The organism is Ideonella benzenivorans (assembly GCF_020387415.1).
In the GTDB taxonomy this organism is placed as follows: Bacteria; Pseudomonadota; Gammaproteobacteria; order Burkholderiales; family Burkholderiaceae_C; genus Ideonella; species Ideonella benzenivorans.
The window spans coordinates 207833-230615 of sequence record NZ_JAGWCB010000008.1 but is presented as its reverse complement, the minus strand read 5'-3'; the positions used below and the strand labels follow the sequence as shown (position 1 = coordinate 230615).

Below are 22783 nucleotides of genomic sequence, written 5' to 3'. Positions count from 1 at the left end.
CAGAAAGAGACCTCCCATGAGCTCCCTCCCCGAAGGCCTGCAGATCGACGACCTGGTGACCGGCAACGGCCCCGAAGCCCAGGCCGGCCAGAGCGTGACCGTGCACTACACCGGCTGGCTGCACGACCCGGCCGCCGACAAGCAGCGTGGCCGCAAGTTCGACTCCAGCCTGGACCGCGACGAGCCCTTCGAGTTCGATCTGGGCGCCGGCATGGTCATCCCGGGCTGGGACCTGGGCGTGCAAGGCATGAAGGTGGGCGGCAAGCGCGTGCTGACCATCGCCCCCGAGCTGGGCTACGGCGCCCGTGGTGCCGGCGGCGTCATCCCCCCCAACGCCACCCTGGTGTTCGAAGTGGAACTGCTGCCCACGCCGGAGCGCCCGCAGCTGCAGATCACCGACGTGACCGAAGGCAGCGGCGACAAAGCCCGCGCCGGCCGCCAGGTGACGGTGCACTACACCGGCTGGCTGTACGACCCCAGCGCCCCGGAAGGCCGTGGCGCCAAGTTCGACTCCAGCAAGGACCGCGACGAGCCCTTCCGCTTCCACCTGGGTCGCGGCATGGTCATCCGCGGCTGGGACGACGGCGTGCAGGGCATGAAGGTGGGCGGCACCCGCGTGCTGGTGATCCCGCCGCACCTGGGCTACGGCCCGCGCGGCGCCGGTGGCGTCATCCCCCCCAACGCCACCCTGCTGTTCGAAGTGGAACTGCTGGGCGCCTGAGCTCCGCCGCCGGTTCTACAGGACCGGCTGGTCCAGATAGCGCAGGCCCTCGGCCTGCAGGCGGTCCAGATGCCCCTGGACCGCCGCCAGCAGCTCGGCATCCCGCTCGGCCTGCAGGCCGGGATACGGCCGGCCGTGGTAATCGCCCTGCCAAGTCAGCACATCCGCCAGGGATTGGCGCGGCGCGTACAGCGCGCGCAGGGTAGCGCATTCCGCCTCCTCGGCGGCGCCCGGGTGATGCAAGGCATACCAGATGGCCAGCGCCGCCCCCAGGGCCAGGCCGCTGCCGCTGCCGCCCTGGGCCTGCACCATCGCCAGGCTGCCCAGCACCCGCTCTTCGCGCTGCAGCTTGCGCAAGGGGTCCCGGCCGACCCGCTCGCAGGGGTCCTTGAAGGCATGGGCGCTGCGCGTGCGGAAGGTCTTGGCCAGATCGGCCATGCGCTGACGCTGGGCCGGGTACAGCGCCGCCAGCGCCGGCTGCAGTTCGGCATCCAACAGATGGTCCAGCAGCGCCTGCACCCGGGTGTCGCCCATCGCATGGCCGATGGTGGCGTGCCCCAGCAGCGCCGCATACCAGGCGATGATGGCGTGCGGGCCGTTCCACAGCCGGTTCTTCAGCGTCTGGATCTCGCGGATGTCCGGCACGGTGTCCACCTGGCGCAGGTGCTCCAGCAACTCGCTGCCCTGCTGGACGTAGAGCGCCATGTCCGGCTCGCTGTGGAACAGCACCAGGTGCAGCGGCGCCATCGCGCTGGCTGGCTCGGCCGCGTCGCGCAGTGAGCTGACGATGGGCGCCAATGCGTCGGCATGCTCGGCGCTGACCGCGGCCACCATCGCCTGGGTGTCCACCGGCGTCTCGCGCACCTGGGCCACGTTCTGCGCATACAGGTCGTGCTTGATGCGCAGCTGGCGCAGCAGCGCCTCCTCGCCCAGCTTGGAGACGATGCGCGTCACCACCGTCTCGGTGAATTCGGTGCGGGCCAGGATCTGCCGCGCCTCGCGTGCGGACACCTGGGTGCGCAAGGCCTCGCCCACCCGGTCCCGCACGAACTGCGCGCCGCCCACCTTGTTGAGCACCACCAGCACCGTCAGGCTCTGGCCGTGGCTGCGAAAACGCTCGGCCAAGCCCTGGGCAATGGTGCCAGCCTGCGCGGCCACCGCCTGCTCCGGCAGGCACAGGCCGACGATCTCGCAGTCGCGGTACATGCTGGCGATGGCCGCCGTGTCCGCCGCATCGACCATGCGCATGCGCGCGATGGTCTGGTCAAAGGCCAGGCTGCCGTAGCGCACGCTGTACTTGCCAAAGGCGTTGACCGCCTCGCGCAGCAGCGCGTTGCCGGTGGAGGCCATGATCTCGTGCGGGCGGGTGTAGCCATCCCAGTGCGAGAACACCTGCGCCAGATAGCCGCCCCCCATCGCCCCGAAGCCATGGACGCCGGCCTTCAACAGGTTGACGGCCTGGGGAAAGGGCTCGGTCAGCGCGGGCATCGGCAGCTTGGGCGTGCAAGCCGCCAGCTCCAGCAGGAAGGCTCGCAGCGAGGGATAACGGGCGAAGGCACGCGCCGCCACCTCGGGCCGCGGCGGCTTGATGTCTTCCACCAGGATCGCGCGCCCGCCGGCATCCGCCGCGGCCCGCAGGCCGTTCTCCGAATCCTCGAACATCAGGCAATCGGCCGGCGCGCTGTTCAGCGCCTGCGCCGCCCGCAGAAAGATCTCCGGGTGCGGCTTGCCCTGCTGCACCTCGTCGCCGCAGACCAGCAGGTCGAAATACTTGAACACGTTGGCATTGATCAGGTATTCCTCGGCGATCGCCCGGCGGCTGGAGGTGGCCACCGCCATCTTCAACCCGGCGCGGCGCAGCCGCTCCAGCACCGGCAGCAGACCCGGCTTGATCGGCACGCCCTGGCTGCGCACATGCTGCAGCTCCAGCGCATCGGCCCGCCGGCGGATGGCGGCGTAGGGGAAGTCATCCCCGTAATGCTGCTTGGCCAGCGCTTCCGCCTTGGTGGCGCTCAGGCCCAGAGACCCCATCAGCACCGCCTCCGTGAACGGCTGACCGAACAACTCTTCGGCCGCCTGGGAGAGCGTTTGGAACCGCAGACGTTCGGTGTCGAACATCGTTCCATCCATGTCAAAGATGGCGCTTTCGAGGGTCTGGTCCTTGAACTTGAGCATCCGGCGGGGGGTCCCTTCTCAAGGGTCCACAGGCAGGCTGCGAACCCAAATTACATTTGTCGAAATGTAATTTTACCCGTTTCCGCGATCGGGCGTTTGGGATGCGGACGGATCCCCCTCACAGGCCTCCGCGCCTACCCGCCACCAAGGCCCACCGCACCTGGGTCAGCAACAGTGCCCGCTCGTCCTCGGTGTTGACGGGCCAACGGCTGAACGCGGCGCCGTCAAGCTTGACGTCGGCGAACGGCCCGGCCGGATCTTCGTGAAAGTGAAGGAACGCCCCGCCCTGGCGATAGAAGATCCCCGGCTTCCGCTCGGTCACCCCTGCCAAGGAGCGGAGTTCGCGCAGCAGCGCCTCCAGCGCGACCAAGGATTCGCCACTGGCGCGCTTCATCTGGCGCTGCCCCTCAAGAACCTTCCCGTCCCTGCTGACAGGTCAACCGGCCAACAGCGAGCACAGCGCCGTCAGGGACGCAACGGCCCGGATGGTCGAGCCCGATTCCAATCCACCGTACTGCTCGGATTCATGGAGAAAGCGAACCTGAAACCCGAAGGCCTTCTCATAGAAGGACAGGGCATCAGGGACCGAAGAGACATACACCATGGTGCAGCCGAACTTCATTTCTCCACCGTTCCAAGGCCAGCGGCCTTTCGCGCTTCGGTGAACTCCCACCACGGACGGGAGGGACCGCCGTTCAAGAACGTCGTGATGGACATGAACACATCCATGACGCATGGATCGTGACGCATGGCCGTGATCACACCGAGGCGGTGATACATCTCAAACGGGCATGCCCCTGCGATCTGTTCTGGCGAAGAAAAACCAAGCAACCGAAGATCTTCGGCCATGGCTTTCCCGACGTTGGGCAGGTCGGTGAGTTTTCTCACCTTGGTGCGATCGACTTTGTTTGGACTCATAGTGACCAGCGCTCAGGTTACCCAACGACGATGTGAAGCATTGGCGTCCGAGTTGGACCCACAGTGAAACCGACGACAGAAGCGGCAGATATAGAGCCACGCCTGCTCTGCAGTTAATATTTGACAATCTGAACCGACAGCGGGCCTGCGCAAGCAGGTTCTGATGAGCTCATTCAAACAGGGCGGCCTTAAGGCCTGTCACGAATCTCTCGTGTGAACGGGACACAACAGGGCCACATTGAGAGAATTTACTTTTAATGCCAACCTCGATCAAGCTTGAGCCATCCTGTTGTGCCGAGACGAATACAGGAAAGAAAAAGCCCCAGCTGAAAAGAGACGCCGGTTCTTCCAGAACCAGGTGACCTCTTTTTTCATCAAGTGCAACAACCTTGTAGCCCGACTGTTGTGCAAACCTTATGACGGATTTCAGAACAGACTCCTGGGAGCCTTTCGCGGCAACGGAAAGCATTCTCTTGGTTCGCACCCCCAAGGAAGATATACCCTTTTTCGTTGCCGCGACGAATAGAGCAATGAAAATCACCAAACCGATAACCATGAACTCCAGCATCAATACCCCCGGGTGGCGAAATAATTTCGACAGAAATTTTCAGAAAATCACGGAAATTAATCAAAAACAAATCTTGCTCATCTTGAATTAATTTCAGTTGAAATCAAATACCCCAGCGCCAGCGCGGAGGCTCCCCTCTGAGCCATCAGACCACAATCAGAAACAAGATGGCGATCCAGGTACTGGCCATGGAATCTGAGAGATTCTTGGCGGTTGGGAAAACAATGAAAACCCCAACTTTTGCTCTCCACAAATAATGCCATGCCGCCCAATCATCTATCGACCCCACTTCTCGCCATGAACAACCTTGATGAACCAGAAGAACATCCTGACGCCAGTATTTCTACAAATGCTGGGATCGATTTGATTTGAGAAGCCCCTATCATAATATCATTTCACAACAGAGCGACAAAAGGGTCGCTGCAACAGGTCGGCCACCGGCCATCCACAAAACGATGGATTTCTCCCGCCATACCGGCTTTGGCTTCGTACAGAAACAATTTGCAGCCAGACACCCGCCACTCAATTCCCCTCCACCGCCCCCTCCCGCCGCGGGTCGGCCGCGCCAAACCAGCAGCCGTCGCGCCGCTGCAGCAGTTGGGCGCCGCTGTTGAGTTCCATTTCGCGCACCTCGTGGCCCAGGGTTTTCAGGCCGGCGGTGGTGTCGGGGCCGAATTGACCCGCCTCCAACACGGTGGGGCCGTTGAAACTCCCGAAATTGGGCAGGTTGGCGGCCTGTTGGGCGTCCAGGCCCCACACCTGGGTGCCCAGCAGCAGTTTGGTCACGTAATGAATGATGGCCGCGCCGCCGGGGGAGCCCAGGGTCATCCGCAACTGGCCGTTGTCGCGCTGGAAGACCAGCGTGGGGCTCATGCTGGAGCGGGGGCGCTTGCCGGGCTGCACCCGGTTGGCGGTGGGCCGGCCCTGGGCGTCGTCAGGGGCAAAGTTGAAGTCGGTCAGCTGGTTGTTGAGCAGGAAGCCGCCGGGCAGGCCGGTGCCGCCATCCACCAGCAGGCCGGTGCCGAAGGCGCTTTCCACCGTGGTGGTGAAGGCAATGGCCTGGCCTTGCGCGTCGACGATGCTGATGTGGCTGGTGCCGTGCTCGGGCTGCGGGGCGGCGGGCCCGTAGGCCACGGTGGCGCCGGGCGGCACGCCGGCGGTGGCACTGCCCATGGCGCGTGGGCCGATGAGCGTGGCGCGCTGGTGCAGGTAGGCCGGGTCCAGCAGGCTGGCCCAGCGGCCGGCCGGCGGCTTCACGAAGGCGGGGTCGCCCACGTAGAGGGCGCGGTCGGCAAAGGCCAGGTTGGCGGCCTCGGTGTAGCGGTGCAGCGTCTCCACCGTGGGGTGGCCGTCCTTCAGCGCGGGGCCGCTGGCCGGGGGCAGCGCGTCCAGCAGGGTCAGGATCTGGGCGATGGCGATCTCGCCCGACGAGGGCGGCGGCATGCCGCAGACGCGCAGGGCGCGCCAGTCGGCGCACAGGGCCGCGCGCTTCGCCGGCCGGTAGGCGGCCAAATCGGCCTCGGTCAGCAGGCCGGGGTTGCCGGGGTGGCTGCGCACCTTGGCCACGATGCTGGCGGCCACCGGGCCGGTCAGCAGCGCGCGGCTGCCCTGCTGGGCGATGCGGCGCAGCACCTCGGCCAGTGCGGGGTTGCGCAGCACATGGCCCACCGGCCAGGGTTGCAGGGCTTGGCCGGCCACCTCGGGCTGGTAGTAATAGGCCCGGGCGGCCGGGTCGGCCTTCAGCACCTTGCTGTCCTGCAGCAGGCTGTACAGGCGCGGGCTGATGGCAAAGCCGGCGTCGGCCAGGCGGATGGCGGGCTGGAACAGCCGGGCCCAGGGCAGTCGGCCATGGGCGCGGTGCACGGCTTCGAGCATGGCCACGGCGCCGGGCACGCCCACCGCCCGGCCGCCCTGCACCGCGTCGGCAAAGGCCATGGGCTGGCCGTCGGGCTTGAGGAACAGGCGTTCGGTGGCGGCGGCGGGCGCGGTCTCGCGGCCGTCCCAGGCCTCCAGGGCCTGACCATCCCACAGCAGCAGAAAGCCACCGCCGCCAATGCCGCTGGATTGGGGCTCCACCAGGGCCAGCACCATCTGCACGGCCACCGCGGCGTCCACGGCCGAGCCGCCTGCGCGCAGCATTTCAGCCCCAGCCGCCGCGGCCAGCGGGTTGGCCGCGGCCACGGCCTGGTGGTCGAACCACCAGCCGGGCTTGGCTTGCCAGCCGGTGGCCAGCTCTGGCGCCACACTGGCCGGTGCGGGCGCCACCGGCACCGCCGTCTGACAGGCCGCCAGGCTGAGCGCCAGCAGCGCGCCCCCCCAACGCAGGCGCCCCCACCGACCGTGGGCACCAGACCGCAGAAGCACAGGGGAAAGACCGTTCATCGGAGCACCCGGAAGCTGGAGGACCGGCCCATGCTAGCGCCGGCCTGGCTTGATGTCAGTCAAGCGTCACACCGCCCCCGCCGCCAAGAATGGCCGCAACGCTGCCCATCCCCTGCCCATGACGCCTCCCACCCCGGCCCCGGTCGTCTTCCAGATCCACCACCTCGCCAAGGTTTATGGCAGCGGTGCCGTGGCGGTGACGGCTTTGCGCGATGTCTCGCTGGACATCCGCCGGGGGGAGTTTCTGGTGCTGCTGGGCGCCTCGGGCAGTGGCAAAAGCACGCTGCTCAACATCCTGGGCGGGCTGGACACGCCCAGCCAGGGCGAGGTGCGCTTTGCCGACCACGACCTGGCGCATGCCGACGAGGCCGCCCTCACCCGCTACCGGCGCGAGCACGTGGGCTTCGTGTTCCAGTTCTACAACCTCATCCCCAGCCTGACGGTGCGCGAGAACGTCGCGCTGGTGACGGACATCGTGGCCGCGCCGATGGACATCGACGAAGCCATCGACCGGGTCGGGCTGAGCCCGCGCCGGGACCACTTCCCGGCCCAGCTCTCCGGCGGCGAGCAGCAGCGCGTGGCCATCGCCCGCGCCATCGTCAAGCGGCCGGACGTGCTGCTGTGCGACGAACCCACCGGCGCACTGGACTACCAGACCGGCAAGCTGGTGCTGGAGGTCATCGCCCGCATCAACGCCGAGCTGGGCACCACGGCGGTGGTGATCACGCACAACGCCGCCATTGCCGGCATGGCCGACCGGGTGGTCTACCTGGGCGATGGGCGCATCCAGAAGATCGTCGAGAACAGCCACAAGCTGTCGCCGTCGGAACTGGCCTGGTAGCCCGCGATGAAGGCCCTGAACCTCAAGCTGCTGCGCGACCTGCGCCTGATGTGGAGCCAGGCGCTGACCATCGCGCTGGTGGTGGCCAGCGGTGTGGGCGGCTTCATCACCACGCTGTCGGCGGTCGATTCGCTGGCGCGGGCGCGCGATGCGTTCTACGCCCAGGGCCACTTCGCCGATGTGTTCGTCAGCCTCAAACGCGCGCCGCTGTCGCTGGCCGACACCCTGCGGGCCCTGCCGGGCGTGGCCGATGTGCAGACCACGGTGGAGGCCGATGTGCGGGTGCAGATCGAAGGGCAGAGCGACCCGATCATCGGCCACCTGATCGGCCTGGACGTGCGCCGCCCACCGCGCCTGAACCTGACCACGCTGCGGGGGCCGCACGCGGGCGACGCCGCCGACCACCCCGGCCGGCCGCGCACCGACGGCACCCTGCCCGTCTGGGTCTCCGAAGCCTTCGCCGAGGCCCGTGGGCTGCGGCCCGGCAGCCACCTCACCGCGCTGATCAACGGCCGCGAACGCACGCTGGAGGTGACCGGCACCGCCCTGTCGCCCGAGTACATCTTCGCGGGGCCGTTCGGCATCCCCGACCAGCGCGGCTTCGGCGTGTTCTGGGTCGATGGCGAGGCCCTGGCCGCGGCCTACGACATGGCCGACGCCTTCAACCACGTGGCGGTGAAGCTGGCCCCCGGGGCGGACCTGCCGGCCGTGCGCGATGCGCTGCAGCGCCGGCTGGCCCGCTACGGTGGGCGCGAGGCCATCGCCCGCGAGGACCAGACCTCCCACGCCATGCTGGACAACGAGATCAAGGAGCAGCATGTGCTGGGCAGCGTGCTGCCGGCCATCTTCCTGGGCGTGGCCAGCTTTCTGCTGAACGTGGTGGTCTCGCGCCTGGTGGCCACCCAGCGCGAGCAGATCGCCACCCTCAAGGCCCTGGGCTACCCCAACAGCAGCATCGGCGCGCACTACCTGAAGTTGGTGCTGGCCATCGTCGCGCTGGGCTGCCTGCTGGGCCTGGGGTTGGGCAGTGCGCTGGGGCGCATGCTCACCGGTCTGTACGCCGAGTTCTTCCGCTTTCCCCGCTTCGAGCATGTGCTGCCGGCCTGGCTGGTGCTGTTGAGCGTGGGCACCGCGCTGCTGACCGCGGTGGCGGGCACGCTCAACGCCATCGCGGCCACGGTGCGGCTGGCCCCGGCCGAGGCCATGCGCCCGCCGGCCCCGGGCCACTACCGCCGCACCCTGGTGGAACGGCTGGGCCTGGCCCGCATGAACACCACGCTGCGCATGATCCTGCGCCAGATGGAGCGCCGGCCGCTGCGCACCGCGCTGTCCATCGGCGGGGTGGCGGCGGCGGTGGCCATCGTGGTGATGGGCAGCTTCTTCCGCGACGCGATGGACCGCATCGTGGACATGCAGTTCCATGTGCGCATGCGGGCCGATGTGCAGGTCTGGCTCTATGAACCAGGCCCGCAACGGGCCGGCCTGGAGCTGGCCCGCCTGCCCGGCGTGCTGGCGGTGGAGCCGGCCCGCCAGGTGGCGGTGACGCTGGTCAACGGCCACCACCGCGAGCGTGCCGGCATCCTGGGCCAGCCGCCGGACCCGCAGCTGCTGCGCGCGGTGGACCTGGACGACCGCGTGCACACGGTGCCGGGCCAGGGCCTGCTGCTGACTGACCGGCTGGCCACCAAGCTGGGCCTGCGCGTGGGTGACACAGTGCAGGTGGAGGTGCTGGAAGGCCGCGGCCGGGTGCTGCAATTGCCGGTGGACGCGGTGGTGGACGAGATGATGGGTCTGAACGCCTACATGGACCTGCACACCCTCAACCGCCTGCTGGGCGACGACGACCTGGCCAACGCCTACCTGGTGCAGGTGGCGCGCGGGCAGGAGGACGCCTTCCTGGCCGCCACCCGCGCCCTGCCGCAGGTGGCGGGCGCGTTCAGCAAGGCCAGCATGCTGCGCAACATGCAGGAGGTCAGCGCCCGCAACGTGCGCATCATGGGCGCGGTGCTGACGGCCTTCGCGGCGGTGATCGCGGTGGGGGTGGTCTACAACAACGCCCGCATCGCGCTGGCCGAGCGCGCCTGGGAGCTGGCCAGCCTGCGGGTGCTGGGCTTCACCCGGGGCGAGGTCTCGGCCCTGCTGCTGGGCGAGCTGGGCCTGTCGATCGCGGTGGCGCTGCCGCTGGGCATGCTGCTGGGCAGCGGCTTGGTGCACGCCGTGACCGAACTGCTCAAGAGCGACCAATTCCATTTCCCGGTGGCCCTGCAGCCCCGCAGCTACGCCTGGGCGGCCCTGTGCGTGGCCGCGGCCGGGCTGGCCAGTGCGCTGGTGGTGCGCCGGCGCATCGACCGGCTCGACATCGTCGGCGCCCTCAAAACCCGCGAGTGAACCCCATGACACGACGCTCCTGGATCACCCTGAGCCTGGCGGCCACGGCCGCCGTCCTGTTGCTGGCCTGGGCCTTCCGGCCCCGCCCCGTTGAGGTGGAGGTGGCGCCGGCCCGCTTTGCCGACTTCGAGACCACGGTGGACGAGGACGGCCGCACCCGGTTGCGCGATCGCTTCGTGGTGGCTGCACCGCTGGCCGGGCAGTTGCAGCGCATCGCCTGGCGCGAGGGCGACAGCGTGCAAGCCGGCCAGGTGCTGGCCACACTGCAGCCCACGCTCAGCCCGCTGTTGGGCGCACGGGATCGGGCCCAGTTGCAGGCTGCGCTGTCGGCCGCCCAGGCCACGCTGCAGACGGCCCGTCACCAGGCCCGGGCCGCCCAGGCCCATCTGGCCCAGACCGAGAACGACTTGCGCCACAGCGAGGCCTTGGCCCGCCAGGGCTTTGTCTCGGCCAGCAAGCGCGACAGCGATGCCCTGGCCGCCGACCAGGCCCGGGCCGAACACGAGGCCGCCCGCGCGGCCGAGGAAACGGCCCGCTTCCAGCAACAACAGGCCCAGGCCGCGCTGCAGGCCGCCAGCCGGGCCACCCCGGGCGAGCCCTTTGCCGTGCACGCGCCCATCAGCGGCCGCGTGCTGAAGGTGAACCAGACGAGCGAGACCACCGTGGCGCTGGGCACGCCGCTGCTGGAACTGGGCGACACCCGGCGCCTGGAGGTGCTGGCCGAGCTGCTGACCACCGATGCGCTGCAGGTGCATCCCGGCAGCCCGGTGCGCATCGAGGGCTGGGGCAGGCCGCAGCCCCTGCAGGCCCGGGTGCGGCTGATCGAGCCCGGCGGCTTCACCAAGGTGTCCGCCCTGGGGGTGGAGGAGCAGCGGGTGAACGTGCTGATGGACCTGACCAGCCCGCCCGCGCAGTGGGCGGCCCTGGGCGACGGCTACCGCGTGGGCGTGCGCATCCTCACCCGCCAGCAGGCCCATGCGCTGACGGTGCCCGTGGGCGCGCTGTTTCCGCTGCCGGCCAGCCAGGGCGGCGCGGCGGCCGGCTGGGGTGTGTTCGTGGTGGATGGCGGCCAGGCCCGGCTGCAGCCGGTGAGCCTGAAGGCCCGCAACGCCCAGCAGGCCTGGGTGGGCGAGACCCTGCGCGAGGGCACGCAGGTGATCATCTACCCGCCCGACACGGTGCGCGATGGTGCGCGCGTGGCCCCGCGCCAACCCTGAGCACCACGGGGCCAGCCGCAGCGGCCCAGAATGGGGGCGTCGTCCGCCGTTTGCGGACCTTCACAGGAACAGACATGAGCTCATCCCTTCGGTTTCTCGGCATCGCCGGCAGCCTGCGCCGCGCCTCCACCAACCGCGGCCTGCTGCGCGCGGCCCAGGCGGCCCTGCCGGCCGGCACCACGATGGAGATCGCCGATCTGAACGACATCCCCTTCTACAACGCCGACATCACCGAGAAGCCGGCCAGCGTGCAGCGCGTCTTCGCCCAGTTGGCCCAGGCGGACGCCTTGGTGCTGGCCTGCACCGAGTACAACTACTCGCTGGCCCCGGCGCTGAAGAACATCCTGGACTGGGCCTCGCGCGAGCCCAACAACGGCCTGCTGGCGGGCAAGCACGTGGCCCTGATGGGCGCGGGCGGCGGCATGGGCACCTCGCGGGCCCAATACCACCTGCGCCAGGTCTGCGTGTTCCTGGACCTGCGGCCGCTCAACAAGCCCGAGGTCTTTGCCAATGCCTTTGCCGGCGCCTTCGACAGCGAGGGCAACCTGGTCGACGAGAAACTCAAGGGCCTGGTCGGCGAGCAGATGAAGGCCCTGAGCGCCGCCGTGGCGGCCGCGCACGGCTAAAGCAGCGGAAGCGGCTCAGCGCATCTCGCGCATCTGCTGACGGTAGGCGCTGGGGCGCTGCCCCATCGTCTGCCGGAACATCGCGGTGAAGGCCGAGGGGCTGGCGTAACCCAGCGCCAACGCCACCTGCGTCACGTCCTGCCCACCGGCCAGCAGCTCCACCGCCTTGAACAGGCGCAGCCGCTGGCGCCAGGCGCGCAGGGTCATGCCGGTCTCGCGCTGGAAATGGCGGCTCAGCGTGCGGCCGCTCTGGTGCAGCTGCGCCGCCCAGGCGGCCAGATCGCGCTCATCGGTGGGGTTGGCATAGAGCGCCTCGCACATCTCCCCCAGACCGGCGGCCTGCGGCCAGGGCAAGGAGGCCGGCAGCGGCTGCAGGCGGGCCAGCCGGGCCAGGATCAGCGCCGTCAGATGGCGGGCTTCTTCGTCCGTCGCCGCCGGGGTCGGGGGCCCGGCCGGATCGGCTGGCAGCAGTTCGCCCGCCTCCAGGATCAACGCCCGCAGAAAAGGCGTGACCGCCAGCAGCGTGCACTGCCCCTGGGGGCCGGCCAGCGCCTGGGCATCCACATACAGGCTGCGGAATTCCGCGCCCAGCAGCGAGGCGGTGCGGTGCGGCAGCCCGGCCGGCACCCAGACCGCCTGCTGCGGCGCGATCACGAAACACTGCCCGGCGGCGGTCACGGTCAACACGCCACTGCTGGCGTAGACGAACTGGTGCCAGGGGTGGCGGTGCTCCGGGAAATGGTGGTGGGCCGGCAGCGACTGCACCCGCACGGCCAGCGGCCGCGGCGGGGCCTGGTCCTCCGGCAGACGCAGCGGCTGCCAGGGCATCGGCGGGCCGGGTTGTCGTTTCATCGACAGTCATTGTCTGCCCATCGACAGACAGACAGGCCCCGGGCTTTCCAGAATCGGCCACATGGCCACCCCCGTTTCCACGCCCACCGCCCCGTCCACGCTGCAGCCCTGGCAGGTGCTGGCCGCCGGGGTCTGTGCCCTGCTGCTCACCGTGGGCCTGGCCCGCTTTGCCTACACCCCGTTGCTGCCGGTGATGCAGGACCAGGCCGGCCTGAGCGCCGCCGCCGGCGGTTGGCTGGCGTCCTGGAATTACGCCGGCTACATGGCGGGCTGCTGGGTCGCCACCCAGTTGCACGCCCCGCGCTGGCGCTTTGCCGCCTACCGGCTGTGCCTGGTGGCCGGCGTGGTGGGCACCGCCGGCATGGGGCTGACCCAGTCGCTGCTGCTGTGGGGCGTGTTGCGCTTCATCGCCGGGGTGGCGGCGGTGGGCGGCATGCTGCTGGGCTCAGGCATGGTGCTGGCCTGGCTGGTTGCCCACGGGCGGCGGCCGGAACTGGGCATCCATTTCATCGGCCTGGGCCTGGGGCTGGCGGTGTCGGGCGTGGCCGCCATGCTGATGGCCGGGCACCTGGACTGGGCCCAGCAGTGGCTGGCCCTGGGCGGGCTGACCGTGCTGCTGGCCGTGCCGGCCTGGCACTGGATGCCGGCCCCGGCGGCGCGGCCGGCCGACGCGGCGCCCACGGCCCCACCGCCCGCGCCCACCGCGCCGCGCGGCAGCCTGCTGCTGCCGGCGGCCTATTTCTGTGCCGGGGTGGGCTATGTGATCAGCGCCACCTTTCTGGTGGCCATCATCGTGCGCCAGCCCGGCATGGCCGGCGGGGGCAACCTGACCTGGGTGGTGGTGGGCCTGGCCGCCGCCCCCGCGGTGCTCTGGTGGGACCGGCTGGCCCGAAGGGCAGGCGATGTGCGGGCCCTGCTGGCCGCCTATGCGGTGCAGATCGTGTCCTTCCTGCTGCCGCTGGCGGTCGATGGCCTGGCCGCCGCGCTGGTGGGCGCGGTGCTGTACGGCGCCACCTTCATCGGCATCGTCGGCCTGACGCTGGCCTATGTTGGCCGCCACGAGCCCGCCAACCCGGCCCGGGCCATGGCCCGTCTGACACTGAGCTACGGCGCGGGCCAGATCCTGGCGCCAGCGCTGGCCGGCCAGATCGCCCAACGCACCGGCAGCTACCAAGGCGCCTTGTGGCTGGCCGCGGCGGTGATGCTGATCGGCATGGGCCTGCTGCTGGCCCTGGACCGCCAGCAGCAGCGCCTGGCACGTCTGCAGCCGGCCTGAGCCGCCCCGCCGCCGACGGCGCGCATACTCAGCGGGATCGGCAGCCCGGGACGGCCCGGGGCCGCACGCGAAAGGACCGCATGAAGATCCGTACCCTCACCCTGCTCGCCGTCTGGTTGCTGCTGGGCTTGTTTGCAGCACTGAACTGGCAGGCCCTGAGTGCACCGACCGCCCTCTCCCTGGGCCTGATGCAGATCCAGGCCCCGCTGGGGCTGATCCTGCTGGGGGCCACGGTGTTGATTTCCGGCCTGTTCCTCTTCTACATCGTGTTCCAACAGGCCCATTTGCTGGTCGAAACCCGCCGCTTCACCAAGGAACTGCAGTCGCAACGCGAGCTGGCCGATCAGGCCGAGGCCTCGCGCTTCACCGCCCTGCAGAGCCGGCTGGAAGCCCTGGTGCAGCAGCAGGAAACGGCCCGCCAGGCGGGCGAGCAGCGCCTGCTGGCCCGCACCGAGGAAGCCGTGCGGGAACTGTCCGCCCACCTGGCGGAAATGGAGGACAAGCTCGACCGCAGCCTGCAGGGTCCGGCCTCCTGAAATCTGGGGGGCCGCGTCGGCAATGCATTGGTGCAAATTTATAATCACCCCGCTTCAAGCCGACACAAGGAGACTGCACGATGACCAGAAACGCCGTCGCGCCCCAGGCGCCCCGCTCCGCTTCTGCTGCCACCCCGGCCCCCTCGGTCCCGCAGGATGACGAGTTCATCCTCACTGTGAGCAGCCCCAGCCCCGAACTGCCCGAGGCCGATCTCACCGCGCTGCGGGACTGGTTGGCCGACACCTTGCGTGCCGACCGCCGGCATTACCTGGTGCTGGGCTCCTGTGCCCCGGATTCCAGCGAACAGCGGGCCCAGGCCCTGGACGTGCTGACCGAGCACCTGGTGGCCCTGGGCGTGGCCCCGGACACCATCCGCTGCACCCACGACGGTCTGCAGCTGCCCGCCAAGGCCGCCCACGCCGCCCCGCACCAGGTGCTGCGCCTGAAGGCGGTCGAAGGCGCCCAGATGGCGCGCGCCTCGGTGCGGCCGATCAGCAGCCTGTTCCAGGCTGGCTGAACCGGCGCACCCCACCGCCTCAGTCGTCGGACTCGGCCAGCGTGACCCGCTGCTGCCGGGTCTGGCCGGCGCGCCACAGGGTCAGCACACAGCCATCGCCTGGCTGCAGCCGCTCCAGGGCGGTCAGCATGTCGTCGAGCGTGGCCACCGGCTGGCCGTTGATGGCGGTGATCACATCGCCGGGGATGACGCGGCCCTCGCCGCGGGCAAAGGGCTTCAGGCCGGCCTTGGCCGCCGGGCCCTGCGCCTGCACGCGCACGATGGCCACGCCGCGGGGCAGACCCAGGGTGCGGTTCCACTCGGGCGGGGCAGTCGTCACGCCCAGGGCAGGTCGCACCATCCGGCCATCGCGGATCAGCCGCGGCACGATCCGGTTCACCTCATCCACCGGGATGGCGAAGCCGATGCCGGCGCTGGCGCCGGTCGGGCTGTAGATCGCCGTGTTGACCCCCACCAGCCGGCCGGCGGAATCCAGCAAGGGCCCGCCGGAATTGCCGGGGTTGATCGCCGCGTCGGTCTGAATGGCGCCTTTGATCGGCCGGCGGGTGACGGACTCGATCTCCCGGTTCAGCGCGCTGATGATGCCGGTGGTCAGCGTCTGGTCCAGGCCGAACGGGTTGCCGATGGCATAGACCTTCTGCCCGACCTGCAGATCGCGGCTGGTGCCCAGCGGCACCGGCTTGAGCTGAGCGGCCAGAGCGGCGATGCGCAGCACCGCCAGGTCCCGGTCGGGAAAGGCCCCCACCAGTTCGGCTTTGTAGCTGGACTGGTCGGCCAGCGTCACCCGCGCCGCGTTGGCGCCCTGGATGACGTGGAAATTGGTGACCACATGGCCGGCCGTGTCCCACACGAAACCGGTGCCGGTGCCCTGCGGCACCTGTTGAACGTTGAGCGAGAAGAAGTCCCGCTCCAGCCCCAGCGCGGTGATGTTGACCACCGAGGGTGACACCGTGCGGAAGACCGCGATGTTGTTCTGTTCCTCGGCATCCAGCGGGGCCCGCGGGGTCACGGCCCGCGGCACGGCGGCCGGCCGGGCGGCCTCGGCAGCGGGCACCAGGCCCGTCATCGCCAAGGCCAGCAGGGAGATTGTCAGAAAGGTGCGCATGGGCAACGACAACGCGGGCCGAAGCCCGCGTGAGGTGTCACGGAGGGGTCGGGGCCGGCAGGCGGCCCCGGCGGCTCAGTCGATCTGCAGACGGCGTGCGCCCGCGCCGGCCGCCTTCTTCGGCAGCGTGAGTGTCAGCACACCCGCATCGTACTTGGCCGCAGCACGCGCCTCGTCGATGTCCATCGGCAGCTGGAAGCTGCGGGAGACGGAGCCGAAATAACGCTCGCTGCGCAGCACGCGCTCGCCGTCCTTCTTCTCGTCGGTCTGCTTGATCTCGGCGCTCAGCGAGACCACCGGGCCGTCGATGGTGACGTGGATGTCGTCCTTGGACACCCCGGGCATCTCGGCGTGGACGACATAGTTCTCGGCGTCTTCCTTGACGTCCACCTTGATCTGCTGCGGCAGGCCTTCGCCATGCAGCGGACGGACGAAGAAGCCGGGCGCCATGTCGCGGAAGAATTCATCGAACAGATTGGTACGGCTGACAGGCAGATTGGCCATGGTTTTTCCTTTCCCTCGGTTCACATGAACATGATCCCGGACGGCGGGTGACGCCACCCGGAACCGCCGAAATCATCCTGAAGCCTACATAGGAGCAACTTGTGCTGCATCAAGATCCGTGGGCATGAAAAAAAGGGGCCACATGGCCCCCTTCCCGGTGTCGAACGCCGATGGACGCCCTCAATGCACCGGCACCCCCGTCTTGGTCTGCACCTCCTCGAAGGTGACGCCAGGCGCCAGTTCCACCACCTTCAGACCGTGCGGCGTCACGTCCAGCACGCACAGGTCGGTGATGATGCGGTCCACCACGCCCAGGCCGGTCAGCGGCAGGGTGCAGGCCGGCAGGATCTTCATGTCGGTGCTGCCATCCTTCTTGGTGGCCACGTGCTCCATCAGCACGACGACGTTCTTCACGCCGGCCACCAGGTCCATCGCGCCGCCCATGCCCTTGACCATCTTGCCGGGGATCATCCAGTTGGCCAGGTCGCCCTTCTCGCTGACCTGCATCGCGCCCAGGATGGCCAGGTTGATCTTGCCGCCGCGGATCATGCCGAAGCTGTCGGCGCTGCTGAAGATCGACGAGCCCGGCAGCGTGGTCACCGTCTGCTTGCCGGCGTTGATCATGTCGGCATCCACCTCCTCTTCCGTCGGGAAGGGGCCGATGCCCAGCAGGCCGTTCTCGCTCTGCAGCCACACCTCCATGCCCGCCGGCACGTGGTTAGCCACCAGCGTGGGCAGGCCGATGCCCAGGTTCACGTAGTAGCCGTCCTGCAGCTCCTTGGCCGCGCGGGCCGCCATCTCGTCACGGGTCCATGCCATGGTCGTTCTCCTTCGCGGCTCAGGCTTTGCGGGTGGTGCGCTGCTCGATGCGCTTCTCGGGGGTGGCATTCAGCACGATGCGGTGCACGAAGATGCCTGGCAGATGCACGTCGTCCGGGTCCATCGCGCCCTTGTCGACGATCTTTTCCACCTCGACCACGGTGATCTTGCCGGCCATCGCGACATTGGGGTTGAAGTTGCGCGCGGTGCGGCGAAAGCGCAGGTTGCCGCTGGTGTCGGCCATGTGGGCCTTCACAAGCGAGACCTCGGGCACGATGCCGCGCTCCATCACATAGGTCTTGCCGTCGAACTCCTGCGTCGGCTTGTTCTCGGCCACCACGGTGCCCACGCCGGTGCGGGTGAAGAAGGCCGGGATGCCGGCGCCACCGGCGCGCAGGCGCTCGGCCAGCGTGCCCTGCGGCGTGAACTCCAGCTCCAGCTCGCCGCTCAGGTACTGGCGCTCGAACTCCTTGTTCTCGCCCACGTAGCTGGAGATCATCTTCTTGATCTGCCGGGTGGCCAGCAGCTTGCCCAGACCGAAGCCGTCCACCCCCGCGTTGTTGGAGACCACGGTGAAGTCCTTCTTGCCGGTGGCCTGCAGTGCGTCGATCAGCGCTTCAGGGATGCCGCACAATCCGAAGCCGCCCACGGCCAGCAACTGGCCGTCGTGGATGATGCCTTCGAGCGCAGCCTCGGCACTCGGGTAGATCTTGTTCATCGGGAATGCCTCCGGTCGTTTCGGTCTGGAATCCCGCCAGCGTACTACGTAAGGCATTAAGTAGTCGTTACGCAAAATTCCCTAAGGGTCCCCCCCTTAAGCTTCGCCGTCATGCTGGAACTGGATTACCGCACCGCCTTCGACATGGCCCCGATTGGGATGGTCCTGTCCCGCAACCGACTGATCGTGGACTGCAACCGCCAGCTGCTGACGATCTTCGATGCGCGGCGCGAACAGCTGCTTGGCCAGTCCTTCGAGGTGCTCTACCCCAGCACGGCCGAGTTCGAGCGCACCGGCGACCGCATTCTGGCTGCGCTCGACGAGCAAGGCCGCTATGCCGACGACCGGGTCATGAAGCGGGCCAACGGCGAGCTGTTCTGGTGCCACGTGGCCGGCCGCGCGCTGGACGCTGAAGACCCGCACGCCGCAGGCATCTGGAGCTTCCAGGACCTGTCCGCCCGGCGGGTGCTGAAGGTGGACTTCACCGGCCGCGAGCGCGAGATCGCCGCGCTGCTGGTCGATGGGCTGACCAGCAAGGAGATCGGCCGCAAGCTGGACATCAGCCCGCGCACGGTGGATGTCTACCGCGCGCGACTGATGCGCAAGATGAGCGCCGGCACCACCGCCGAGCTGGTGCACCGGCTGCTGGCGGGCGAGCACTGAGGCCGCGCCCGCCGCTGAGACGGCGGGCGGCTCAGTCCGCGGCCGGACAGGCGGCCTGCCGCAGCCAGTCCGGCATGGGCACGGAACGGCCGGTGGCGAAGTCCATCCAGACCATGGTCGCGCCCCCTTCGGCACAGGTCACGCCCGGCTCGTCGGCGCGCTCCAGCGTGAAGAAGGTTTCCATGCTGCTGCGGCCCTGCTGGCCGACATAGAGCCGCGCCCGCAGCTCGCCCGGGTAGGTCACCTGGCGCAGGTAGCTGCAGAAGGCGTTGACCACCACCGGCCCGCTGCCGCCATCCTGCAGGGGGCGGCCCAGGCTCAGCAGCCAGTCCACCCGCAGGCTCTCGAAGTAGCGGAAGTAGACCGTGTTGTTGATGTGGCCGTAGGCGTCCATGTCGCCCCAGCGCATCGGCAGCACCAGGTCGAAGACCTGGGTCTTTTCGGCGGGCAGTTCAAATCGCATCGGAGACTCTTCTCAAGGGGTGGGGGCGCTCAGCCCCAGTTCAGACTGCACAGACTGCAATTGCGCGCGCAGCTGGTTCAGCTGCACGCGCAGTTCGACCAGCTCAGCGGCCTGCCGGGCCAGCTCGGCCCGCAACTCGGCCACCTGCTCGCTCTCGGTGGCCGGGGGTGCCGGTGCTGCGGCACTGCCTGCCACCACCACCGGCTCACCGCACAGCAGATGGGCCCAGCGGGCTTCGCGCTCCCCGGGCGCGCGCGGCAGCCGCAGCACCCGCGCAGGGGTCTTGGCGGCCAGTTCGTCCAGGAAGGCCTCGACCGAGGAGATGTCGGCAAACCGGTGCAGGCGCTCGCTGTTCAGGCGCAGCTCGGCCGCGGTCTGCGGGCCGCGCAGCATCAGCACCGCCAGCAGGGCCACGCCCTGCCCCGGCACATTCAACCCACGGGCCAGGTTGTGCTCGAAGCGCGGCACCCGGTTGCCGCTGACCTCCACCACCAGGCTGCGGCGCCTGAGCTCGTCCAGCACCGCCAGCACCTCCGACTCGGTGGCCTCCATCACCGGCAGGCGGGCCGTCTTCTGGTTGCAGCCGGCCACCAGCGCGTTGAGCGACAGCGGGTAGGTGTCGGGCACCGTGTGCTGTTTTTCGACCAGCACGCCCAGCACGCGCGCCTGCAGCGCGCTCAGCGGTTCAAAGTCCGAATCCATCGTCGGCCTGCACCACGGCGCCGTTGATGAAATGGCTCTCGTTGGCGCACAGCATCATCAGCACCGCATCCAGATCCTGCGCCTGGCCCACGCGCTTGCGCGGCAGCATCTGGATCAGCTTCTGCCCCGCGTCGGTGCTCCAGTGGCGGTGGTTGATCTCGGTGTCGATGTAGCCCGGGCAGATGGCGTTGACGTTGATGCCGTAACGGCCCCACTCCAGCGCCATCACCTTGGTCATGTGCACCACGGCCGCCTTGCTCATCGCATAGACGCCGATCTGGCTGAGCGGCCGCAGGCCGGCCATCGAGGCGATGTTGACGATGCGCCCGCCGGTGAAGGTGCCTGGCGCCGCGCCGCGCGAGCGGGCGATCATGCGCTTGCCCACTTCCTGCGCCACGAAGAAGGCGCCGCGCGCGTTGGTGTTCATCACGAAGTCGTAGTCCTCGGGCGTGACCTCGGTGAGCTTCTGCGTGGTGCTCACGCCGGAGTTGTTGACCAGGATGTCGATCGTGCCAGTCTCGGTCTCGGCATGGGCCACGGCCGACTTGATGCTGTCCGGGTCGGTCACGTCGAGCTCGACCACATGGGCGTCGCCCCCGTCGCCCTCGATCTCGGCCCGCAAGGCCTTCAGGCGGTCCAGACGGCGGCCGGCCAGCACCACGGCGGCGCCGGCCCGGGCCAGGGTCTTGCCAAACTGGGCGCCCAGGCCGCTGGAGGCGCCGGTGACGAGGGCCACGCGGCCCGAAAGATCGATGTTGTAGCTCATGGCGTTGCGGGCACGGAGCCCTTGTAGTGTCGGAGGGCGTCCCCAGGGCAATGCACCCGAGGCCGCCAAATGGCAGAGCACACGCCCCGCCAGCTGCAGAAACAATAGCACGCACGTTCCCGGGTGCCGCCGTCACGGGGTCTCGGGACATCTCAGCATTCCAAAAAACGAACGATCGTGCTATTTTTACGTACAGATCGCTAGAATCCCTGCGCTGACAACCTCCCCGCCTGTCTGGACTGGTCGTGGCCACCAGACACACCGGGGTTGCAACAACGATTCATATCCCACCCAAGGACAGACCATGACCCCCGCCGAGCTTCTCGCCCAATACGGCCCCCGCGAATCCATGGAATACGACGTGGTGATCGTCGGCGGTGGCCCGGCCGGGCTGTCGACCGCGATCCGCCTGAAGCAGTTGGCGGCCGAGAAGGGCTCCGAGGTCAATGTGGTGGTGCTGGAAAAGGGCTCCGAGCCCGGCGCGCACATCCTGTCGGGGGCGGTGATGGACCCCCGCGCCATCCAAGAGCTCTTCCCGGACTGGAAGGAGCGGGGCGCGCCGCTGAACCAGCCGGTCACCGGCGACGACGTGTTGTTCCTGTCCGAGACCGACAGCACCCGCACACCCGACTGGCTGGTGCCGCGCAATTTCCACAACCACGGCAACTATGTGATCAGCCTGGGTGCGGTCACCAAGTGGCTGGGCGAACAGGCCGAGGCGCTGGGCGTGGAGATCTTCCCGGGCTTTGCCGCCGCCGAGGTGCTCTATGACGAGCAAGGCCGCGTCAAGGGCATTGCCACCGGCAACGTTGGGATCGGCAAGGACGGCGAGCCCACCGAGAACTTCCAGCTCGGCATGGAACTGCTGGGCAAGTACACCATCTTCGCCGAAGGTGCCCGCGGCCATCTGGGCAAGCAGCTGATTGCCAAGTACAAGCTCGACGCCGGCAAGGATCCGCAAAGCTATGCGATCGGCATCAAGGAACTGTGGGAGATCCCGGCCGAGAAGGCCAAGCCCGGCCTGGTGGTGCACACCGCCGGCTGGCCGATGACCGATTCCACGTTTGGCGGCGGCTTCCTCTACCACCTCGAAGGCAACAAGGTGACCCTGGGCTTCGTGATCGGCCTGGATTACCAGAACCCGTACCTGAGCCCCTTCGAGGAAATGCAGCGCTGGAAGACCCATCCCGCCATCCGCGCCCACCTGGAAGGCGGCAAGCGCCTCGGCTACGGCGCGCGCGCCATCAACAATGGCACGCCGCAGGCCCTGCCCAAGACGGTGTTCCCGGGCGGCGCCCTGGTGGGTTGCGACGCCGGCTACCTGAATGCGGCACGCATCAAGGGCAGCCATGCTGCGATCAAGAGCGGCATGCTGGCCGCCGAAGCCGCGTTTGACGCCGTGCAGGCGGGCCGCGCCCAGGATGAGCTCTCGGCCTACCCGAGCGCCTTCGAGGCCAGCTGGCTGGCCGAGGAACTGCACCAGACCCGCAACTTCAAGCTCTGGTTCAAGAAGGGGAAGCTCGTCGGTCAGATGATGACGGGCATCGAGCAGTGGCTGCTGCCCAAGCTGGGCGTTCAGACCCCGCCCTGGACCCTGCACGCCACCCAGCCGGACAACGTTTACCTGCGCCCGGCAGCCGAGTGCCCGAAGATCGACTACCCCAAGCCCGATGGCAAGCTGACCTTCGATCGTCTCTCCTCGGTGTTCATCAGCAACACCAACCATGAGGAGAACCAGCCGGCGCACCTGACGCTCAAGGACGCGACGGTCCCGGTGCGCATCAACCTGGCCAAGTACGCGGGGCCCGAGAGCCGCTACTGCCCGGCCGGGGTGTACGAGTTCGTCAACAAGGACGGCGCGGACCAGCTGGTGATCAACGCGCAGAACTGCGTGCACTGCAAGACCTGCGACATCAAGGACCCGACGCAGAACATCGTCTGGGTCACCCCGGAAGGCGGCGGCGGCCCGAACTACGCGGGCATGTGACGCCCCTGCCGGCTGCCTGTGGCCGGCTCCCGACATGG

Annotated in this window: 25 protein-coding genes and 1 pseudogene; 11 read left to right on the top strand and 15 right to left on the bottom strand. The window is 68.7% G+C overall.

Translation table 11 applies throughout. The features are described 5' to 3' along the window. Nucleotides 1–16: 16 nt before the first annotated feature. Both KGA65_RS06805 and KGA65_RS06800 read left to right on the top strand, forming a co-directional pair. Nucleotides 17–364, top strand: a pseudogene (locus tag KGA65_RS06805) (FKBP-type peptidyl-prolyl cis-trans isomerase); the annotation flags it as partial. Then, a complete protein-coding gene (locus KGA65_RS06800) occupies nucleotides 359–721 on the top strand; it encodes an FKBP-type peptidyl-prolyl cis-trans isomerase (RefSeq protein WP_375142615.1) in 363 nt (120 codons plus the stop codon). The pseudogene KGA65_RS06805 and the gene KGA65_RS06800, both read left to right, overlap by 6 nt. A gap of 15 nt (nucleotides 722–736) precedes the next feature. On the opposite strand, the gene mtlD is transcribed toward KGA65_RS06800, so the two are convergent. The 7 genes from mtlD to KGA65_RS06765 all read right to left on the bottom strand — a co-directional run bounded on the left by mtlD (nucleotide 737) and on the right by KGA65_RS06765 (nucleotide 6764). After that, nucleotides 737–2896: a bifunctional mannitol-1-phosphate dehydrogenase/phosphatase gene (gene mtlD / locus KGA65_RS06795; protein WP_225862389.1), complete on the bottom strand. Its 2160-nt coding sequence runs from the start codon at nucleotides 2894–2896 to the stop codon at nucleotides 737–739. Between the two features lie 118 nt (nucleotides 2897–3014). Further along, on the bottom strand, nucleotides 3015–3290 hold the full coding sequence (locus KGA65_RS06790; protein ID WP_225862388.1) for a hypothetical protein: 276 nt from the start codon (nucleotides 3288–3290) through the stop codon (nucleotides 3015–3017). A 42-nt stretch (nucleotides 3291–3332) separates the two neighbouring features. Beyond that, nucleotides 3333–3518, bottom strand: coding sequence for a VOC family protein (locus KGA65_RS06785; protein ID WP_225862387.1), 186 nt, complete (start codon nucleotides 3516–3518; stop codon nucleotides 3333–3335). Next, nucleotides 3515–3814 (bottom strand): helix-hairpin-helix domain-containing protein, encoded by a 300-nt coding sequence (locus KGA65_RS06780; RefSeq protein WP_225862386.1) that lies wholly within the window; start codon nucleotides 3812–3814, stop codon nucleotides 3515–3517. Before KGA65_RS06780 ends, KGA65_RS06785 begins: the two co-directional genes overlap by 4 nt. A 169-nt stretch (nucleotides 3815–3983) precedes the next feature. Further along, entirely contained in the window at nucleotides 3984–4382 is a 399-nt protein-coding gene (locus tag KGA65_RS06775) for a hypothetical protein (protein ID WP_225862385.1), read from the bottom strand. A gap of 77 nt (nucleotides 4383–4459) precedes the next feature. Further along, a complete protein-coding gene (locus KGA65_RS06770; RefSeq protein ID WP_225862384.1) occupies nucleotides 4460–4645 on the bottom strand; it encodes a hypothetical protein in 186 nt (61 codons plus the stop codon). Nucleotides 4646–4904: 259 nt separating this feature from the next. After that, nucleotides 4905–6764, bottom strand: a complete 1860-nt coding sequence (locus tag KGA65_RS06765; RefSeq protein WP_225862383.1) for a gamma-glutamyltransferase family protein — start codon at nucleotides 6762–6764, stop codon at nucleotides 4905–4907. Nucleotides 6765–6882: 118 nt separating this feature from the next. Between KGA65_RS06765 and KGA65_RS06760 the strand changes: the two genes are divergently transcribed. The 4 genes from KGA65_RS06760 to KGA65_RS06745 all read left to right on the top strand — a co-directional run bounded on the left by KGA65_RS06760 (nucleotide 6883) and on the right by KGA65_RS06745 (nucleotide 11836). Then, a complete protein-coding gene (locus KGA65_RS06760) occupies nucleotides 6883–7605 on the top strand; it encodes an ABC transporter ATP-binding protein (protein ID WP_225862382.1) in 723 nt (240 codons plus the stop codon). Between the two features lie 6 nt (nucleotides 7606–7611). Beyond that, nucleotides 7612–9993: an ABC transporter permease gene (locus KGA65_RS06755; RefSeq protein WP_225862381.1), complete on the top strand. Its 2382-nt coding sequence runs from the start codon at nucleotides 7612–7614 to the stop codon at nucleotides 9991–9993. 5 nt (nucleotides 9994–9998) lie between these two features. Then, nucleotides 9999–11210 (top strand): efflux RND transporter periplasmic adaptor subunit, encoded by a 1212-nt coding sequence (locus KGA65_RS06750; protein WP_225862380.1) that lies wholly within the window; start codon nucleotides 9999–10001, stop codon nucleotides 11208–11210. 74 nt (nucleotides 11211–11284) lie between these two features. Next, the gene (locus KGA65_RS06745) at nucleotides 11285–11836 is read left to right on the top strand and encodes an NADPH-dependent FMN reductase (RefSeq protein WP_225862379.1); all 552 of its coding nucleotides are present in this window, start codon (nucleotides 11285–11287) and stop codon (nucleotides 11834–11836) included. Nucleotides 11837–11851: 15 nt separating this feature from the next. Here KGA65_RS06745 and KGA65_RS06740 read toward each other — a convergent pair whose 3' ends face one another. Beyond that, nucleotides 11852–12688 (bottom strand): AraC family transcriptional regulator, encoded by an 837-nt coding sequence (locus tag KGA65_RS06740; protein ID WP_225862378.1) that lies wholly within the window; start codon nucleotides 12686–12688, stop codon nucleotides 11852–11854. Between the two features lie 61 nt (nucleotides 12689–12749). Between KGA65_RS06740 and KGA65_RS06735 the strand changes: the two genes are divergently transcribed. From KGA65_RS06735 to KGA65_RS06725, 3 genes are all read left to right on the top strand, one after another. Next, nucleotides 12750–13964: a YbfB/YjiJ family MFS transporter gene (locus KGA65_RS06735; RefSeq protein ID WP_225862377.1), complete on the top strand. Its 1215-nt coding sequence runs from the start codon at nucleotides 12750–12752 to the stop codon at nucleotides 13962–13964. A gap of 80 nt (nucleotides 13965–14044) precedes the next feature. Continuing rightward, the gene (locus KGA65_RS06730; RefSeq protein ID WP_225862376.1) at nucleotides 14045–14500 is read left to right on the top strand and encodes a LapA family protein; all 456 of its coding nucleotides are present in this window, start codon (nucleotides 14045–14047) and stop codon (nucleotides 14498–14500) included. Between the two features lie 80 nt (nucleotides 14501–14580). Then, complete coding sequence (locus KGA65_RS06725) at nucleotides 14581–15018, top strand: hypothetical protein (protein ID WP_225862375.1); 438 nt, start codon at nucleotides 14581–14583, stop codon at nucleotides 15016–15018. Nucleotides 15019–15037: 19 nt separating this feature from the next. Here KGA65_RS06725 and KGA65_RS06720 read toward each other — a convergent pair whose 3' ends face one another. The 4 genes from KGA65_RS06720 to KGA65_RS06705 form a co-directional block, all read right to left on the bottom strand. Next, nucleotides 15038–16123 (bottom strand): S1C family serine protease, encoded by a 1086-nt coding sequence (locus KGA65_RS06720; RefSeq protein WP_225862374.1) that lies wholly within the window; start codon nucleotides 16121–16123, stop codon nucleotides 15038–15040. Nucleotides 16124–16198: 75 nt separating this feature from the next. Further along, nucleotides 16199–16627 (bottom strand): Hsp20/alpha crystallin family protein, encoded by a 429-nt coding sequence (locus KGA65_RS06715; RefSeq protein WP_225862373.1) that lies wholly within the window; start codon nucleotides 16625–16627, stop codon nucleotides 16199–16201. Nucleotides 16628–16807: 180 nt separating this feature from the next. Then, nucleotides 16808–17446, bottom strand: a complete 639-nt coding sequence (locus KGA65_RS06710; RefSeq protein WP_225862372.1) for a CoA transferase subunit B — start codon at nucleotides 17444–17446, stop codon at nucleotides 16808–16810. A 19-nt stretch (nucleotides 17447–17465) separates the two neighbouring features. Further along, nucleotides 17466–18164, bottom strand: a complete 699-nt coding sequence (locus KGA65_RS06705) for a CoA transferase subunit A (protein ID WP_225862371.1) — start codon at nucleotides 18162–18164, stop codon at nucleotides 17466–17468. A 111-nt stretch (nucleotides 18165–18275) separates the two neighbouring features. On the opposite strand from KGA65_RS06705, the gene KGA65_RS06700 reads away from it, so the two are divergent. Beyond that, nucleotides 18276–18827, top strand: a complete 552-nt coding sequence (locus KGA65_RS06700; RefSeq protein ID WP_225862370.1) for a PAS and helix-turn-helix domain-containing protein — start codon at nucleotides 18276–18278, stop codon at nucleotides 18825–18827. 31 nt (nucleotides 18828–18858) lie between these two features. On the opposite strand, the gene KGA65_RS06695 is transcribed toward KGA65_RS06700, so the two are convergent. From KGA65_RS06695 to KGA65_RS06685, 3 genes are read right to left on the bottom strand one after another with little or no spacing between them, the layout of a single operon-like run. After that, nucleotides 18859–19290: an acyl-CoA thioesterase gene (locus KGA65_RS06695; protein WP_225862369.1), complete on the bottom strand. Its 432-nt coding sequence runs from the start codon at nucleotides 19288–19290 to the stop codon at nucleotides 18859–18861. 12 nt (nucleotides 19291–19302) lie between these two features. Then, nucleotides 19303–19992, bottom strand: a complete 690-nt coding sequence (locus tag KGA65_RS06690; RefSeq protein WP_225862368.1) for a YceH family protein — start codon at nucleotides 19990–19992, stop codon at nucleotides 19303–19305. Continuing rightward, entirely contained in the window at nucleotides 19976–20758 is a 783-nt protein-coding gene (locus KGA65_RS06685) for an SDR family oxidoreductase (protein ID WP_225862367.1), read from the bottom strand. Before KGA65_RS06685 ends, KGA65_RS06690 begins: the two co-directional genes overlap by 17 nt. Nucleotides 20759–21062: 304 nt before the next feature. Between KGA65_RS06685 and KGA65_RS06680 the strand changes: the two genes are divergently transcribed. Further along, complete coding sequence (locus KGA65_RS06680) at nucleotides 21063–22745, top strand: electron transfer flavoprotein-ubiquinone oxidoreductase (RefSeq protein ID WP_225862366.1); 1683 nt, start codon at nucleotides 21063–21065, stop codon at nucleotides 22743–22745. Nucleotides 22746–22783: the final 38 nt, after the last annotated feature.